Here is a 15757-nt window from a genome sequence, read left to right on the forward strand (position 1 = left end):
CGGTACCCGCATGGCGGGACTGGAACGACTTTCGAGAGGACAAGGGTGACCTCGGACAAGGATGTCTGCGGAACCGATCTTGCGCCTGCACGGTTGACGGTGGGAATCGTCTCGGCGGGACGCGTCGGGTCCGCTCTGGGTGCGGCACTCGAGCGTGCCGGTCACGTGGTTTTCGGCGTTTCCGCGATCTCGGACGCGTCGGTGCGCCGTGCGCAGACCCGGCTGCCGGATTCACGGATTCTGCCCGCCGAAGAAGTGGCGGCGCGGAGCGAATTGCTGATCCTGGCGGTGCCGGACAGCGAATTGGCCGGGCTGATCTCGGGATTGGCCGCCGCGATGGTGGTGCGGCCCGGCACGATCGTGGCGCACACCTCCGGTGCGAACGGCGTGGGCATCCTGGCTCCGCTCACCGAGCAGGGCGCACTGCCGCTGGCCATTCATCCGGCGATGACGTTCACCGGTCACGACGAGGATGTGGCCCGCCTGTCCAATGCCTGCTTCGGCGTGACCGCGGCGGACGATATCGGCTTCGCCATCGCCCAGTCGCTGGTCATCGAGATGGGCGGGGAGCCGGTGCGGGTCGCCGAGGAGAACCGCACGCTGTATCACGCGGCCCTGGCGCACGGCAGTAATCACCTGGTCACGCTCATCGTCGATGCGGTGGAAGCACTGCGCGCCGCTCTCGCCGGCCCGGGTCTGCTGGGTCAGCAGATCGTCGACGATCAGCCCAACGGCCTGGCCGAACGCATGCTGGCCCCGCTCGCCTCGGCCGCGCTCGACAATGCCCTGCGCCGTGGGCAATCCGCGCTGACGGGCCCGGTCGCGCGCGGTGACGTGGCCGCGGTGGCCGCGCATCTGAAATCCCTCGAGGCCCTGGATCCCCGTCTGGCCGCCGGCTATCGCGCCCAATCCCTGCGTTCGGCCGAACGCGCCCGCACCAACCCCGCCTTGATCGAACTGCTGGAAGGACACTGATGGACCCCAAACTGATCGGCAGTTACAAGCGCGGCGAACTGACCGTGCACCACGATCCGGTCGTCATGACCAAGGTCGTCAAGGCCCTGAAGTCGGTCGGCCGCCGGGTCGCGCTGGTCCCCACCATGGGCGCGCTGCACGAGGGCCACCTGGAGCTGGTGCGGCTGGCGAAGCTGTCCAACACCACCGTCATCGTCTCGATCTTCGTGAACCCCTTGCAGTTCGGCGCGAACGAGGACCTCGACAAGTACCCGCGCACCCTGGACGCCGACGTGGAGCTGCTGCGCGGCGAGGGCGTCGAGCTGGTGTTCGCGCCCAGCGCCAACGACATGTACCCGTTCGGCCCGCGCACCACGGTGCAGGCCGGCCCGTTCGGCGACATCCTCGAGGGCGCGACCCGGCCCGGCCATTTCTCCGGCGTGCTGACCGTGGTCTCCAAGCTGTTCAACATCTGCCAGCCGCACGAGGCGTTCTTCGGCGAAAAGGATTACCAGCAGCTGGCTTTGATCCGCCAGATGGTGGTGGACCTGAACATGGACGTGAAGATCGTCCCCGCCGCCACCGTCCGCGAACGCGACGGCCTGGCCATGTCCTCGCGCAACCGCTACCTCAGCGACGAACAGCGCGAGCTCGCGGCCACCCTGTCCGCCGCCCTGCTGGCCGGCCGCCACTCCGGCGGCCTGGGCCCGGAAGCGGTGCTGGAAGCCGCGCAGTCGGTGCTGGATCTGGCCCCCGAGATCGACGTCGACTACTTGGCGCTGCGCGGTTCGGACTTCTCCGAGGAATGGCCGACCGGCAATGCCCGCCTGCTGGTCGCGGCCCGGGTCGGCACTACCCGGCTCATCGACAATATGCCCGTCAAGATCGGCGCCCCGATCGACGGCCACCCGACCACCCCCGACCAGCCTGCCCAGGCGTCTCACTAGGAAGGCGACGACGATGTTGCGCACCATGATGACCTCGAAGATCCACCGCGCCACGGTGACTCACGCCGACCTGCACTACGTCGGCTCGGTCACGGTCGACCAGGATCTGCTGGACGCCGCCGATCTGCTCGAGGGCGAGAAGGTCTCGATCGTCGACATCACCAACGGCGCCCGCCTGGAGACCTATGTGATCGCGGGCGAGCGCGGTTCCGGCGTGATCGGAATCAACGGCGCCGCAGCGCATCTCGTGCATCCGGGTGATCTGGTCATTCTGATCGCCTACGGCATGATGGACGCGAAGGAGCTCGAGAACTACGCTCCGCACGTGGTTTTCGTGGATGAGCGCAATCGCCCGATCGAGCTGGGCACCGACCCGGCGCACGCCCCGGAGGGCTCGGATCTGATCTCCCCGCGCACGCTCTCGGCCGTCTGAGCGGCGGGCGGGCATGCTGCTGACCATCGATGTCCGCAACACCAGTATCGAGCTGGGGCTGTTCACCGGTAGCGGCGATCACGCGAAGCTGGCCCGGCACTGGCGGATGCACACCAATCCGCTGCTGACGGCGGACGAATTCGCTTTGCAGGTGCGCGGTTTGATCGGCGCGGACGCCGAGCAGGTGACCGGTGTCGCGGCCTTGTCGACGGTGCCGCCGGTACTGCGCGAGCTGCGCGAGATGCTGACCCGTTATTGGGGTCATGTGGCGCACGTGGTGGTGGAACCCGGTGTGCGCACCGGTATTCCGCTGCTGGTGGACAATCCGAAAGAAGTGGGCGCGGATCGAATCGTGAATTGCCTTGCGGCATATCACCGTTTCCAGTCGCCGGCCATCGTGGTGGATTTCGGCACGGCCATCTGCGTGGATCTCGTTTCGGCCAAGGGCGAATTTCTCGGCGGCATCATCGCGCCCGGTGTGGAGATTTCCACCGAGGCGTTGGTGGAGCGCAGTGCGCTGCGCCGGGCGGAGTTGGCGCGGCCGCGTTCGGTGGTCGGCAAGAATTCCATGGAGTGCATGCAGTCGGGCGCCATCTTCGGATTCGCCGGACTGGTGGACGGGCTCATCGACCGTATTCGCGACGAGTTCGACGCCTTCGCCGGCGATGACGTCTCCATCGTGGCGACGGGCGCCAGCGCGCCGCTGATCGTCCCGGAGTCCGAGACCATCGAGCATCACGAACCCAACCTCACGCTCGACGGTCTGCGACTCGTCTATGAGCGCAACCAGCAACGTCGGCGCGCTTGATACCGACCGGTCTGAGTAAAAGTGATCCAGTCGTCTCCGGGAGGGTCTGTTGCTTCCCGGAGATGCGCTGTTAGACTCGCCGACGTGTATTCCCGCATGAGCACCCAGGAGTGTTGTCGAGGCTGACTCGCCTCGACGGTCGTCGAGGCTTCGTATAGCCCCCGGCCATTTACACGACTCCTGGAGTTTCGCTCATGCGATCTTCTTTGCTTTCGCTGTCGAAGAACGATTCCGCCCGTACCGGCGCCTCGCGGCTGTTGCCCGAGGTCACCGAGCGGGCCACCGCCTCGGCTCTCCCGACCCGGCTCCGGCCGGCCGATCTGCTGCGTCTCACCGATGAAGGAGCGCAGGACGTCCTGGAGGGCCGCTACGATCACCTGCTGCCGCAGGGCGGCCTGTGGCCGACCGAAAACCGTTGGGCCGCAAGGCTGATCGCCGACGACGAGGTCGACCTCTGGCTGATCAGCTGGGCGGAGGGCAAGTACACCGAACTGCACGATCACGCCGGCTCGCTGGGCGCGCTGACCGTTTTGTCCGGTGCACTTTCCGAATATCGCTGGAATGGCCAGGAATTGCGCCGCCGCACCCTCACCGCGGGCGATCAGGCGTCTTTTCCGCTCGGCTGGGTGCACGACGTGGTTCGCGCGCCGGCCGAGGAAGCCGGAATCACCGGCCCGTTGAATCCCACTTTGAGCGTGCACGCCTATTCGCCGCCGCTGACGGCCATGTCCTATTACGAGGTCACCGGCCACGGCACCCTGCGGCGCACCCGTTCCGTCCTGACCGATCAGCCCGAAGGCGAACTCGAATGACGCACTTGACCATCGACGGCATGCTCGCCCAGGCGCGCGAGACGCTGCGACGGATCTACGCCTACGAATTGCCGCAGGCCATCGCGCGCGGTGCGATTCTGGTGGATATCCGCCCGCAGGCCCAGCGCCTGAAGGAGGGGACCTTCCCCGGCGCGCTGGTCATCGAGCGCAATGTCCTGGAATGGCGGCTGGATCCGACCAGTTCCGCGCGCCTCGCGCTGGCCGAGGACCACGATGTGGAATGGATCATCCTCTGCTCGGAGGGCTACACCTCGAGCCTGGCCGCCGCCTCCCTGCAGCAGCTGGGCCTGCGCCGCGCCACCGACCTGGTGGGCGGATATCAGGCAGCCAAAGCCGCCGGACTGCTGAATGTGGCCGCGGCCGCCCCGCACTTCCAGCGCGAGGTCGCGGCGCTCGCCTGGTTGTAGACCCCGGGGTGCACGGGGCCGCCGCCTCTGACCCGGGCGCGGGAAATTCGCTTTCCCGCGCCATATACCCTTGAAACCCGTGAGCACCCCCAACCCCACTTCCACCGGTAGCAACACGGCTCCTGCTGGGCAAACCCGTGCGAAGGATGCTGTCGAGCACGATGTTCCCGAGCAGATGCGGATTCGCCGGGAGAAGCGGGAGCGGTTGCTGGAGCAAGGCCGCGAGGCCTATCCGGTGGTGGTGTCCCGCACCCACACCCTGGCCGAAATTCGCGCGGCGTACCCCGATCTCGAAGCGGATACGCAGACCGGTCAGGTGGTCGGAATCGCGGGCCGGGTCATTTTCGTCCGGAATACCGGCAAGCTGTGTTTCGCCACCCTGCAGGAGGGCGACGGCACCAAGCTGCAGGCCATGATCAGCCTGAACGGCGTCGGCGCCGATGCCCTCGCGGCCTGGAAGTCCGATGTCGACCTGGGCGACTTCGTCTACGTGCACGGTGAGGTGATCGCCTCCCGCACCGGCGAATTGAGCGTGATGGCCGACGAGTGGCAGATGGCCGCCAAGGCGCTGCGCCCGATGCCGGTGGCGCACAAGGAGATGTCGGAAGAGGCCCGCGTCCGCCAGCGCTATGTCGATCTGATCGTGCGCCCGGAGGCCCGGGAAATGGCCCGCACCCGCGTCAAGGCGGTGCGCGCGCTGCGTAATGCCTTGGAGCGCAGGGGTTTCCTCGAGGTCGAGACCCCGATGCTGCAGACCATTCACGGCGGCGCCGCGGCCCGTCCGTTCGCCACCCACTCCAATGCGCTCGATATGGAGCTGTTCCTGCGTATCGCGCCGGAGCTGTTCCTGAAGCGCTGTGTGGTCGGCGGCCTGGAGAAGGTGTTCGAGGTCAACCGGAACTTCCGCAACGAAGGCGCCGACTCCACGCATTCGCCGGAGTTCGCAATGCTGGAAACCTACGAGGCGTACGGCACCTACGACGATTCCGCGAAGATGATGCGGGAATTGATCCAGGAAGTCGCGCAGGAGGTGTACGGCACGCAGGTCGTCACCCTTGCCGATGGCACCGAATACGATCTGTCCGGCGAGTGGACGACGGTCGAGATGTACCCGTCGCTGTCCGAGCAGATCGGTGTGGAGGTCACTCCGGAAACTTCGGTCGAGGAATTGCTGGCGCTCGCCGATCGCGTGGGTCTGGAAATTCCGGCGGACAAGGGCTACGGTCACGGCAAACTCGTCGAGGAACTCTGGGAGCACGTCTACGGCGACAAGCTGTACGCCCCGACTTTCGTGCGCGACTTCCCGGTGGAGACCTCTCCGTTGACGCGTCAGCATCGCAGCAAACCCGGGGTTACCGAGAAGTGGGACCTCTATGTGCGCGGGTTCGAACTCGCCACCGGATATTCCGAACTCGTGGATCCGGTCATCCAGCGCGAAAGATTCGTTGATCAGGCGCGTTTGGCCGCCGCCGGTGACGATGAAGCTATGCGCCTGGACGAGGACTTCCTTGCCGCGATGGAGCACGGTATGCCGCCGACGACCGGAACCGGTATGGGTATCGATCGTTTGCTGATGGCCCTGACTGGCTTGGGAATCCGGGAAACGATACTCTTTCCAATTGTGCGTCCATCGTCTCGCTGAGTTCGCTGGATTGCATTGTCGAGGCCCGTTCTGGGAGTATTGCAATTAGCGCTATTCTGGGTTCGGGTAATCGGCCTAACTATGCGGGTCGCACGATTTCGAGAGGACGTTCATCTCATGGCAAAGAAGGTCACCGTTAGCTTGATCGACGATGTCGACGGTGAGTCCATCGCGGACGAGACCATCGAGTTCGCTATCGATGGCGTCTCGTACGAGATCGACCTGTCGACGGAGAATGCGGCCAAGCTGCGGGACGGGCTCGAGGTCTGGGTTTCCAGTGCGCGTCGGGTGAGTGGACGCCGCCGCACCAAGGTCGCCGCCGGCGCCGCGGGCGCTGCGCCCAAGGGCCGGATCTCCATCGATCGTGAACAGAGCGCCGCCATTCGTGAATGGGCGCGTCGTAATGGACACAAGGTTTCGGCGCGCGGTCGTATCTCCGCGGACATCACCGAGGCTTACAACAAGGCTGCTGTCAAGAACTAGTCGCCGATTCGACTGCCGCTCGGGTGTTTCGTGCGAACCCGGGCGGCAGTGGTTTATTCATACGCTTTGCGTATAACTCCGATGGGTGGTCGTCGCCCATCTACGAGCCCCGATCTTGCTCGGGCCGAAGCGGGCAGGCACCATTGAAACTGTGTGCATGATGTCACTGGCTGGGTGTAGAGAGAAGGTATCGGCACAGTGACCGCATTTCACGGTTCACTCCTGCGAGTGAAGGATCACGAGGGCCGTCAGCACGAGTTGATGCTGACCCCTGATCAGCCTCGCATCACCATCGGCCGCTCCCCGCAGGCCGATCTTTCGCTGTTCTGGGACGTCGAGGTGTCCCGGCTGCACGCCACCGCCGAATACCTGGGCCCGCACTGGACCATCGTCGACGACGGACTGTCCCGCAACGGCACCTTCGTCAACGGCGATCGCCTGGTCGGCCGCCATCGGCTGCAGCCCGGCGATGTCATCCGGATGGGCACCTCGCGCATCACCTATCACGACTTCAGCGGCGCCGCAGGCGATATCACGCAGACCTCCACCGGTGGCCTGCCCACCCTGCGCTCGCTCACCGAAACCCAGCGCTCGGTGCTGGTGGCGCTGTGCCGCCCGCTGCGCGGCAACGACGGGTTCGCCTCGCCCGCCTCCAATCAGCAGATCGCGGCCGAGCTGTTCCTGAGCGTGGACGCCATCAAGACGCACCTGCGCGCGCTGTTCGCCAAGTTCGGCGTGGAGGATCTGCCGCAGAACGCCAAACGGGTGCAGCTGGCGAATCTGGCCCTGCGCTCCGGCGTGATCTCCGAACGCGACCTGTGAGACGGAAGCTCATGCGCGTGAGCTTCTGAGCGATGGAGAGTGCGGAGCCGCAGCGGTTGACTGGAAGTCATTGATCCCCCGAAGATTTCGGCGGGGAACAGACCCAGTCAGGAGATAGTCAAATGTTCGCACTTCGCATGGCCGCTCTGGTCGCCGCGACGCTTACGACCGGTCTGATCGCCGGAGTGTTCTACGCCTACGCGACCTCGGTGATGGGTGCCCTGCATCAGTCGGACGACCGCACTTTCGTCGACGTGATGCAGAAGATCAACGTGGTCATCATCAACCCGTGGTTCATGATCGGCTTCATGGGCACCGTCGGGTTCAGCATCCTGGCGGCCGCACTGCATCTGGGCAAAGACGTTCGCACCGTGCTGATCTGGACGGTGGTCGCGCTGGTCATCAATATCATCGCCTTCGGGATCACCTCCGGGCTGAACGTGCCGCTGAACGACCAGCTGGCCGCGGCCGGGGATGTCGGGCAGATCGGCGATATCGCCGCGGTGCGGGCGCAGTTCGAGGATTCCTGGGTGCGCTGGAACGTGCTGCGGGCCATCCTGCACACGCTGGCCTTCCTGGTGCTGATGGGCGCGCTGTTCGTGGCCGGCGTGCAGCACGGCAAGTCGCAGAACTCGGCCGCCGCCGCGCCGGTGGGTGCGGTGGCCGGTGGCCCGCAGTTCGGCCAGGCGGCCGCGCCGTACGGCCAGGCGCCGGTGCAGCAGCCGGGTCAGGCGCCGCTGCAGCCGGGGCAGAACTGGAACCGCTGAATTCACAGCAGGAAACATGCGCTCCGCCCTGCCGGGCGGAGCGCATTTTTTCTGTGTGCGTAACACGTTGTAATAGTTACTCGCCGGTACGCCCTCGAACTGCCCGATGCTCCGGCTACCTTGTCCGGAACGCGTTCTAGTTTTGGAGGGGTTCATGCGACGTATGCTGCGGCGTACGCCGGGATCGATGCTGATCTTGGTGATACTGGCGGGGTTATGGACGGCCGCGGCCGGTTCCGCGCGGGCCGAATACCCGGTGGTCTACAACTTCTTCGCCGGCATCCCCTACGAGCTCGCGAATCCCGGTGGCTCCCTGCCCGGTTCGAACGACTGGAACTGCAAACCCACCGCCGCCCACCCCGATCCCGTCGTGCTGGTGCACGGCACCGCCGGTGGGGCACAGACCAATTGGGGCGCGTACGCCCCGCTGCTGGCCAATGAGGGCTATTGCGTCTACTCGCTGACCTATGGCGCTCTGGACGTCCCCTGGCCGCTGAACGCCATGGGCGGCATGCAGCCGATCGAGACCAGCGGCCAGCAGCTGGCGTCCTTCGTGGCCCGGGTCCGGGCCGCGACCGGCGCGGACAAGGTCGACTTCGTCGCCCACTCGCAGGGCAATATCGTCGCCCAGTACTTCATCAAGCGGCTCGGCGGCTCCGGGCACGTCGGGAACTTCATCGCCATCGCCGCCCCCTGGCTCGGCACCTACGGCGATCAGATGAAGGCCGTGCGCGCTTTCTCCACGGCGCTCGGCGTCTCGAACGTCGACGCCCTGCTCGGCGGCGGCGTCTGCACCCCCTGCACCCAGATGACCGGCGGCGCGGACTTCATGACCGCGCTCAACGCCGACGGTATCTACGACCCGACCGTCTCCTACACCAACATCATCGGCATCTACGACGAACTGGTGGTGCCCTACTCGATCGGCGTCGTCGAAGCGCCGAACGCGGTCAACCACGTGGTGCAGGACGGTTGCCCCATCGATTACTCCGATCACCTGGCCATCGCCGGCAGCTGGCGCTCGGCCGCCTTTGCCCTGAACGGTCTCGATCCGGAACATCAGCGTGATGTGCCGTGCGGGTTCGTGGCCCCCTTCACCGGGTAATCATTCGAGCAGACGGGTTTGTTCGCTGTGGGCGTAGCCGGGTCGGAAACGATCCCGGCTACAGCCCCGTTATGACCTAATGACTCGTGTTGTCGCTGGTTCGCAATAGGGTGGACGGGCGACGTGCGTGACCCCCGACAACTAGAGTGGAGTCGGGGGAAGCAACCCCAGGGCTTCATGGCAGGCTGACGCACAGTCGGGTACTGAAGCGCCGGATGCCGTTGACAGCGGAGCAGGAAGTGAGGGAGCGATGTTCGAGAGGTTCACCGACCGCGCTAGGCGGGTCGTCGTTCTGGCACAAGAAGAGGCCAGGATGCTCAACCACAACTACATCGGCACCGAGCACATCCTGCTGGGTCTGATTCATGAGGGTGAAGGCGTCGCCGCCAAGTCGCTGGAGTCGCTGGGCATTTCGCTCGAAGGCGTGCGGTCGCAGGTCGAGGAGATCATCGGGCAGGGCCAGCAGGCCCCGTCGGGTCACATTCCCTTCACCCCGCGCGCCAAGAAGGTGCTCGAGCTGTCGCTGCGCGAAGCGCTGCAGCTGGGCCACAACTACATCGGCACCGAGCACATTCTGCTCGGCCTGATCCGCGAGGGTGAGGGCGTCGCGGCGCAGGTGCTGGTCAAGCTGGGCGCTGACCTGAACCGCGTGCGCCAGCAGGTGATTCAGCTGCTGTCCGGGTACCAGGGCGGTAAGGAAGCCGTGGAGTCGGGCACCCGTGGCGAGGCCGGTACGCCGTCCACCTCGCTGGTGCTGGATCAGTTCGGCCGCAACCTGACGCAGGCCGCCCTGGAAGGCAAGCTGGACCCGGTCATCGGCCGCTCGAAGGAAATCGAGCGCGTGATGCAGGTGCTCTCGCGCCGTACCAAGAACAACCCCGTCCTGATCGGCGAGCCCGGTGTCGGTAAGACCGCCGTGGTCGAGGGCCTGGCGCAGGCCATCGTCAACGGCGAGGTGCCGGAGACGCTGAAGGACAAGCAGCTCTACACCCTCGACCTGGGTTCCCTGGTCGCGGGCAGCCGCTACCGCGGTGACTTCGAAGAGCGCCTGAAGAAGGTGCTCAAGGAGATCAACACCCGTGGCGACATCATCCTGTTCATCGACGAGCTGCACACGCTCGTGGGTGCGGGTGCCGCCGAGGGCGCCATCGACGCGGCCTCGATCCTGAAGCCGAAGCTGGCCCGCGGTGAGCTGCAGACCATCGGCGCGACCACCCTCGACGAGTACCGCAAGTACATCGAGAAGGACGCCGCCCTGGAGCGCCGGTTCCAGCCGGTGCAGGTCGGCGAGCCGACGGTCGAGCACACCATCAATATCCTCAAGGGCCTGCGCGACCGGTACGAGGCGCACCACCGCGTCTCCATCACCGACTCCGCGCTGGTGGCGGCGGCGACGCTGGCCGACCGGTACATCAACGACCGGTTCCTGCCGGACAAGGCCATCGACCTGATCGACGAGGCGGGCGCGCGCATGCGCATCCGCCGGATGACCGCGCCGCCGGACCTGCGCGAGTTCGACGACAAGATCGCCGACGCCCGCCGCGAGAAGGAAAGCGCCATCGACGCGCAGGACTTCGAGAAGGCCGCGCGCCTGCGCGACAAGGAGAAGCAGCTCGTCGCCAAGCGGGCCGAGCGCGAAAAGCAGTGGCGCTCCGGCGATCTGGACGTCGTGGCCGAGGTCGACGACGAGCAGATCGCGGAGGTGCTGGCCAACTGGACCGGTATCCCGGTGTTCAAGCTCACCGAGGAGGAGACCACCCGTCTGCTCCGCATGGAGGACGAGCTGCACCGCCGGATCATCGGCCAGGAGGACGCGGTCAAGGCCGTGTCCAAGGCCATCCGCCGTACGCGTGCCGGTCTGAAGGATCCGAAGCGTCCCTCGGGCTCGTTCATCTTCGCCGGTCCGTCCGGTGTCGGTAAGACCGAGCTGTCCAAGGCGCTGGCGAACTTCCTGTTCGGCGACGACGACGCGCTCATCCAGATCGATATGGGCGAGTTCCACGACCGCTTCACCGCTTCGCGGCTCTTCGGCGCCCCTCCGGGCTACGTCGGCTACGAAGAGGGCGGCCAGCTCACCGAGAAGGTGCGCCGCAAGCCGTTCTCGGTCGTGCTCTTCGACGAGATCGAGAAGGCCCACCAGGAGATCTACAACACCCTGTTGCAGGTCCTGGAGGACGGTCGCCTGACGGACGGCCAGGGTCGCACGGTCGACTTCAAGAACACGGTGCTGATCTTCACCTCGAACCTCGGCACCCAGGACATCTCGAAGGCGGTCGGCCTCGGCTTCACCCAGAGCAATGTCGAGGGCTCGAACTACGAGCGCATGAAGCAGAAGGTCAACGACGAGCTGAAGAAGCACTTCCGCCCGGAGTTCCTGAACCGTATCGACGACGTGATCGTCTTCCACCAGCTGACCAGCGAGCAGATCGTGCAGATGGTGGACCTGATGATCGGCCGCGTCGCCACGCAGCTGCGGAACAAGGACATGGAGATCGAGCTGACCCCGCAGGCCAAGAGCCTGCTGGCCAAGCGCGGTTTCGATCCGGTGCTCGGCGCCCGCCCGCTGCGTCGCACCATCCAGCGCGAGATCGAAGACCAGCTGTCGGAGAAGATCCTCTTCGGCGAACTGGGCGCCGGTCAGGTCGTGGTGGTCGACGTGGAAGGCTGGGACGGCGAAGGCCAGGGCGAGAACGCCAAGTTCACGTTCACGGCCAAGGCCAAGCTGACCAAGAAGGACGAGGCCGCCGAGGACAAGCCGGTCGTCGCCCTCGCGGGTGATGCCGCGGCCGCCTCGGGCGAGTAGTCCGAAAGGCCCAGCGAGACAACGGAAGCCCCGCACACCCACTCAGGTGTGCGGGGCTTCCGCGTATCCGCCCGCCGAAATTCCCTGGCGGCGCCGACTATTCACCCGTAGAACTGGCTATCCGCCGCGGTCTCACCGAAGTCCCGGCCTGAGCTCCCGGGTAGCGCAGGTCAGCGGAAACGGGCCAGCACGGGAGCCATGGGCCGGGCGAGTTCGGCGGGGACCAGCAGTTCGTCGATGCCGTATTTCTCGCGACGGTATTCCAGCAGTTCGGCGGCCGCCCCCGGATCGGCGGGCAGCAGCGCGGCGGAGTCGGCCGCCCGCAACTGTTCGATGGTCACGCCCAGGTGCTTGGACATGAAGTAGGGCAGCTGCTCGCCGATCCCGACCAATTGCAGGCTGAAGGCGATCGGCCGGTCGGTGTGATCGCGCACGGTGGCCACGATGCCGGCGAGCTCCTGTTCGGTGGCCGCGGGCTGGACGGCCAGGTGGATGCGGTCGGCGAGTTCGGCGGCGGTGGCCAGCATGCGCGGCCCGGAGGCGGCGAGCACGATCGGCGGGGCGGGTCGCACCGTCGCGCGCACGGCCACGATGACGTCCACCAGCTGCTGTCGCCGCTGCCCGGCGGAACCCCAGGCCACCCCGAGCTTTTCGGCCTCGCCGGCGGCGTCCGGACGGCCGGAGCCGAGTCCGAGTTCGAACCGGCCGTCCGAGAGCAATTGCAGCGCGGACACTTCGCGGGCGGTGGCGGCGGGAGTGCGCAGGGGGGCGGCCAGGACGTTGGGGCGCAATCGGATTCGTTCGGTGACGGCGGCCGCGGCGGCCAGGGCGGGCAGGGGCGAGGGGGTGTAGAGGGTGTCGGGGAGCAGCAGGACCGAATAGCCCTGCGCTTCCGCGTCCTGGGCGGTGCGCACCCATTCGGAACCGGATCGAGGGGCGGTGACTAGGCCGAAGTTCATGCTCATGCTTCGAGCATGCGCGGGGCGGATTGCCGGGGAATCTGTTTGCGGACGGTATCTCGACTACGTCCGGGTACGTACGGGCGTCAACGGGGATCGACCCGATCCGCCGGTCCTGCAAGGAAAAGACACGGTGGGCCGTAAGCGCCCGGTCGTACCGTCGGGGTCGTTCACATGGCCGAATCGCAAGGGTTGAAACCGATGACGAATCCGAATCTCACGCTGATCGCGGTACTGCTGGACCGTTCCGGGTCGATGCAGTCCATCAAGTCCGATACCGAGGGCGGCTTCGCGGCCTACATGCAGGAACAGCGCGATTCCGCGGGCCGCGACGAGATCGTCGAGGTGACCCTGGCCCAGTTCGACACCGAATACGACCTGGTCTACGCCAATCGCCCACTGCCCGCGGTCCCGCCGCTGCAACTGCAACCGCGCGGCATGACCGCCCTGTACGACGCCGTCGGCCGTCTGATCACCGATGTGGGCGCGGAACTCGCCGCCCGCCCGGAGTCCGCCCGCCCCGGCACCGTCGTGGTGGTGGTCCTCACCGACGGCCACGAGAACTCCAGCAAGGAATGGACGCATCCGGCCGTCCGCGCCCTGATCACCCAGCAGCAGGACGTCTACAACTGGAACTTCCTGTTCCTGGGCGCGAACATGGACGCCGTCTCGATCGGCACCGCCATGGGTTTCGCCCCGCAGCAGTCCATCACCTATGCCGCCGGGGCACAGGGTGTTTCGAATGTCTTCCGGGCCGCCGCACGCAATACCTCGGACCTGAAATCCCAGCGGCACCTGCATGCCCGGGCGCGCCGCGGCTTCACCGATCAGGAGCGCCACGAATCCAATCCCGGCAGCTGATTCACTGCCAGCCCGGCCGCACCAGCCCCGATTCGTAGGCCATGACGACCAGCTGGGTGCGGTCCCGGGCATTGAGCTTCAACAGGATCCGGCTGACGTGGGTGCGCGCGGTGGCGGGACTCATGAACAGCCGCTCGGCGATCTCGGCATTGGTGAGCCCCTCGGCGACCAGCGCCATGACCTCGCGTTCCCGGTCGGTGAGTTCCGAGAGCTGCGCCGCCGGTGCGGGTTTGGCGTGCGTGGCGAATTCGGCGACCAGGCGGCGGGTGACGCTGGGGGAGAGCAGCGCGTCACCGCCCGCCACCACCCGAATGGCTTTGATCAGATCGGCGGGTTCGGTGTGCTTCACCAGGAACCCGGTGGCCCCGGCGCGCATCGCCTCGAAGACGTATTCGTCGAGCTCGAAGGTGGTCAGCACGACCACCTTCACGCCGGTGAGCGCGGTATCGGCGGCAATGGCGCGGGTGGCGGCCAGCCCGTCGAGCACCGGCATGCGGATGTCCATCAGCACCACGTCGGGCGCGTGTTCGCGCGCCAGCCGCAGCGCCTGCTCACCGTTGTCGGCCTCGCCGACCACCTCGATATCGTCCTGGGCATCGAGCAGCGCCACGAATCCCGCCCGCACCAGCGCCTGATCGTCGGCGATCACCACTCGAATGCTCAAGGCCCGTCCTTCCTGTCGAATATCGAAGTTACGCAGCCGGTTCCGGCCGGGCCAGATGGGTGGGCAGCCGCGCCGTCACCCGGAATCCACCGTCCACCTTGGGTTCCGCCGAGAGCTGCCCGCCCAGCGCCCGCACCCGTTCGGTCATCCCGGTGATCCCGTGCCCGCCGCTGGAAGCCGGCGCCGGCGCCCGCGTGGGCTTGGTGTTGTCGATGGTCAATTGCAGCCGATCGGCCGAATAGTTCAGCGTGACAAGCACACTCGCTCCGGGCGCGTGCCGCACCACATTGGTCAGCGACTCCTGCACGATCCGCGCCGCCGCCACATCCACCACGGCGGGCAGCCGCTGTCGCGCTCCCGTCACCGCCGTGTGCACCACCAGCCCGGCGGCGCGAGCGGGCGCGGTGAGACTGTCGAGATCGGTAATGCCCACGGTGGGCGCGGTCGGCGCGGTGATGGTCCCCGCATTGCTGGTCCCCGCCCCCGCCCGGATGGACCGCAGCAGCGCGTGCACCTCGCCGAGCGCGTCCTTGCTCGCCGTCTTGATGGCCGCCAGCGCGGTGGCCGCCTGCTCCGGTTTGCGGTCGATGAGCTCCAGCGCCACCGAGGACTGCACATTGATCAGCGACAGGCTGTGCGCCAGCACATCGTGCAGTTCCCGCGCGATGGCCAGGCGTTCCTCACTGGCGCGTTGCTCCCGTTCGGCGAGTTCCCGCGCCTGTTCGGCGTGTTCGCGTTCCCGTTCGGCCTGTTCGTTGCGCCGCGCCTCGTCCTCGCGTTCGCGCCGCGCCCGCACCGCCGCCCGCCGCTGCCGCAGCCCCTCGGCGATGGCCACCAGCACGACCAGCCACGCCAGCAGCCCGAATTCCTGCCACGCATCGGTGTCGTAGCCGCGCCATCCGGGCACCGGCCAGACCATCAGCAGATAGCCGACCGGTACCAAACCGTAGGTGTGCCAACGTGATCCGCGCACCCCGGCGGTGAGGAACGCGATCACCAGCGAGATGAACACCGGCCCGTACCCGTACCCCGCGAGCATGAACGCGCACGTCGCCGCCAGCACGCCGTAGAACACCGCCAGCGGATACCGATTGCGCGCCGGCAATAGCAGCGGCCCCGCCACCAGCAGCAGGTACCCGATCACGTCCAGTTCCCGGATCCCGGTCTGATGCCGATTGGCCAGCGTGCCCGCCCCCACTTGCACGACGGCGACGATCGCGGCGAGCGCGATATCCCACCGTCCGACTCGTCCCCCACTCGACTCCATAG

General features: G+C 66.7%; 16 protein-coding genes. 13 read left to right on the top strand and 3 right to left on the bottom strand.

All coding sequences use genetic code 11. From position 1 onward, the window contains the following. Positions 1 to 45: 45 nt before the first annotated feature. From NY1_RS26205 to NY1_RS26260, 12 genes are all read left to right on the top strand, one after another. Positions 46 to 975, top strand: a complete 930-nt coding sequence (locus tag NY1_RS26205; protein WP_067718730.1) for a Rossmann-like and DUF2520 domain-containing protein — start codon at positions 46 to 48, stop codon at positions 973 to 975. Then, on the top strand, positions 975 to 1901 hold the full coding sequence (gene panC, locus NY1_RS26210) for a pantoate--beta-alanine ligase (RefSeq protein ID WP_067718733.1): 927 nt from the start codon (positions 975 to 977) through the stop codon (positions 1899 to 1901). The genes NY1_RS26205 and panC overlap by 1 nt, the downstream gene beginning before the upstream one ends. Before the next feature lie 13 nt (positions 1902 to 1914). Continuing rightward, on the top strand, positions 1915 to 2334 hold the full coding sequence (panD, locus tag NY1_RS26215) for an aspartate 1-decarboxylase (RefSeq protein ID WP_067718736.1): 420 nt from the start codon (positions 1915 to 1917) through the stop codon (positions 2332 to 2334). A gap of 13 nt (positions 2335 to 2347) precedes the next feature. Further along, the gene (locus NY1_RS26220) at positions 2348 to 3142 is read left to right on the top strand and encodes a type III pantothenate kinase (RefSeq protein ID WP_067718738.1); all 795 of its coding nucleotides are present in this window, start codon (positions 2348 to 2350) and stop codon (positions 3140 to 3142) included. A gap of 194 nt (positions 3143 to 3336) precedes the next feature. Next, positions 3337 to 3954, top strand: a complete 618-nt coding sequence (locus NY1_RS26225) for a cysteine dioxygenase (protein ID WP_084535351.1) — start codon at positions 3337 to 3339, stop codon at positions 3952 to 3954. Continuing rightward, complete coding sequence (locus tag NY1_RS26230; RefSeq protein WP_408639270.1) at positions 3951 to 4382, top strand: rhodanese-like domain-containing protein; 432 nt, start codon at positions 3951 to 3953, stop codon at positions 4380 to 4382. Before NY1_RS26225 ends, NY1_RS26230 begins: the two co-directional genes overlap by 4 nt. A 175-nt stretch (positions 4383 to 4557) precedes the next feature. Further along, the gene (lysS, locus tag NY1_RS26235; RefSeq protein WP_067718741.1) at positions 4558 to 6024 is read left to right on the top strand and encodes a lysine--tRNA ligase; all 1467 of its coding nucleotides are present in this window, start codon (positions 4558 to 4560) and stop codon (positions 6022 to 6024) included. Between the two features lie 117 nt (positions 6025 to 6141). After that, positions 6142 to 6507 (top strand): histone-like nucleoid-structuring protein Lsr2, encoded by a 366-nt coding sequence (locus tag NY1_RS26240; protein ID WP_067718743.1) that lies wholly within the window; start codon positions 6142 to 6144, stop codon positions 6505 to 6507. Between the two features lie 198 nt (positions 6508 to 6705). Then, a complete protein-coding gene (locus tag NY1_RS26245; protein WP_067718746.1) occupies positions 6706 to 7329 on the top strand; it encodes an FHA domain-containing protein in 624 nt (207 codons plus the stop codon). Positions 7330 to 7451: 122 nt separating this feature from the next. Next, on the top strand, positions 7452 to 8096 hold the full coding sequence (locus tag NY1_RS26250; protein ID WP_067718749.1) for an anthrone oxygenase family protein: 645 nt from the start codon (positions 7452 to 7454) through the stop codon (positions 8094 to 8096). Positions 8097 to 8283: 187 nt separating this feature from the next. Further along, the gene (locus NY1_RS26255) at positions 8284 to 9201 is read left to right on the top strand and encodes an esterase/lipase family protein (protein WP_233434489.1); all 918 of its coding nucleotides are present in this window, start codon (positions 8284 to 8286) and stop codon (positions 9199 to 9201) included. Positions 9202 to 9451: 250 nt separating this feature from the next. Continuing rightward, positions 9452 to 12004, top strand: coding sequence for an ATP-dependent Clp protease ATP-binding subunit (locus tag NY1_RS26260; protein ID WP_067718752.1), 2553 nt, complete (start codon positions 9452 to 9454; stop codon positions 12002 to 12004). A gap of 170 nt (positions 12005 to 12174) precedes the next feature. Here the strand turns inward: NY1_RS26260 and NY1_RS26265 are convergent, their stop codons facing one another. Then, a complete protein-coding gene (locus tag NY1_RS26265; RefSeq protein ID WP_233434490.1) occupies positions 12175 to 12969 on the bottom strand; it encodes an LLM class flavin-dependent oxidoreductase in 795 nt (264 codons plus the stop codon). 195 nt (positions 12970 to 13164) lie between these two features. On the opposite strand from NY1_RS26265, the gene NY1_RS26270 reads away from it, so the two are divergent. Continuing rightward, positions 13165 to 13824, top strand: a complete 660-nt coding sequence (locus NY1_RS26270) for a vWA domain-containing protein (protein WP_157762483.1) — start codon at positions 13165 to 13167, stop codon at positions 13822 to 13824. Between the two features lies 1 nt (position 13825). Here NY1_RS26270 and NY1_RS26275 read toward each other — a convergent pair whose 3' ends face one another. Together NY1_RS26275 and NY1_RS26280 are read right to left on the bottom strand one after the other, a co-directional pair. Then, positions 13826 to 14488, bottom strand: coding sequence for a response regulator transcription factor (locus NY1_RS26275; RefSeq protein WP_067718755.1), 663 nt, complete (start codon positions 14486 to 14488; stop codon positions 13826 to 13828). Positions 14489 to 14516: 28 nt separating this feature from the next. Beyond that, entirely contained in the window at positions 14517 to 15755 is a 1239-nt protein-coding gene (locus NY1_RS26280; protein WP_067718758.1) for a sensor histidine kinase, read from the bottom strand. Between the last annotated feature and the right edge of the window lie 2 nt (positions 15756 to 15757).

Origin of the sequence: Nocardia yamanashiensis NBRC 100130, assembly GCF_001613325.1 — a bacterium.
Lineage (GTDB): Bacteria > Actinomycetota > Actinomycetes > Mycobacteriales > Mycobacteriaceae > Nocardia > Nocardia yamanashiensis.

Bases quoted from the DNA above. Each gene is read 5' to 3' on its own strand.
- panC (WP_067718733.1), top strand. From the start codon at position 975: ATGGACCCCAAACTGATCGGCAGTTACAAGCGCGGCGAACTGACCGTG.
- panD (WP_067718736.1), top strand. From the start codon at position 1,915: ATGTTGCGCACCATGATGACCTCGAAGATCCACCGCGCCACGGTGACT.
- NY1_RS26220 (WP_067718738.1), top strand. From the start codon at position 2,348: ATGCTGCTGACCATCGATGTCCGCAACACCAGTATCGAGCTGGGGCTG.
- NY1_RS26225 (WP_084535351.1), top strand. From the start codon at position 3,337: ATGCGATCTTCTTTGCTTTCGCTGTCGAAGAACGATTCCGCCCGTACC.
- NY1_RS26230 (WP_408639270.1), top strand. From the start codon at position 3,951: ATGACGCACTTGACCATCGACGGCATGCTCGCCCAGGCGCGCGAGACG.
- lysS (WP_067718741.1), top strand. From the start codon at position 4,558: ATGCGGATTCGCCGGGAGAAGCGGGAGCGGTTGCTGGAGCAAGGCCGC.
- NY1_RS26240 (WP_067718743.1), top strand. From the start codon at position 6,142: ATGGCAAAGAAGGTCACCGTTAGCTTGATCGACGATGTCGACGGTGAG.
- NY1_RS26250 (WP_067718749.1), top strand. From the start codon at position 7,452: ATGTTCGCACTTCGCATGGCCGCTCTGGTCGCCGCGACGCTTACGACC.
- NY1_RS26255 (WP_233434489.1), top strand. From the start codon at position 8,284: ATGCTGATCTTGGTGATACTGGCGGGGTTATGGACGGCCGCGGCCGGT.
- NY1_RS26260 (WP_067718752.1), top strand. From the start codon at position 9,452: ATGTTCGAGAGGTTCACCGACCGCGCTAGGCGGGTCGTCGTTCTGGCA.
- NY1_RS26265 (WP_233434490.1), bottom strand. From the start codon at position 12,969: ATGAGCATGAACTTCGGCCTAGTCACCGCCCCTCGATCCGGTTCCGAA.
- NY1_RS26270 (WP_157762483.1), top strand. From the start codon at position 13,165: ATGACGAATCCGAATCTCACGCTGATCGCGGTACTGCTGGACCGTTCC.
- NY1_RS26280 (WP_067718758.1), bottom strand. From the start codon at position 15,755: ATGGAGTCGAGTGGGGGACGAGTCGGACGGTGGGATATCGCGCTCGCC.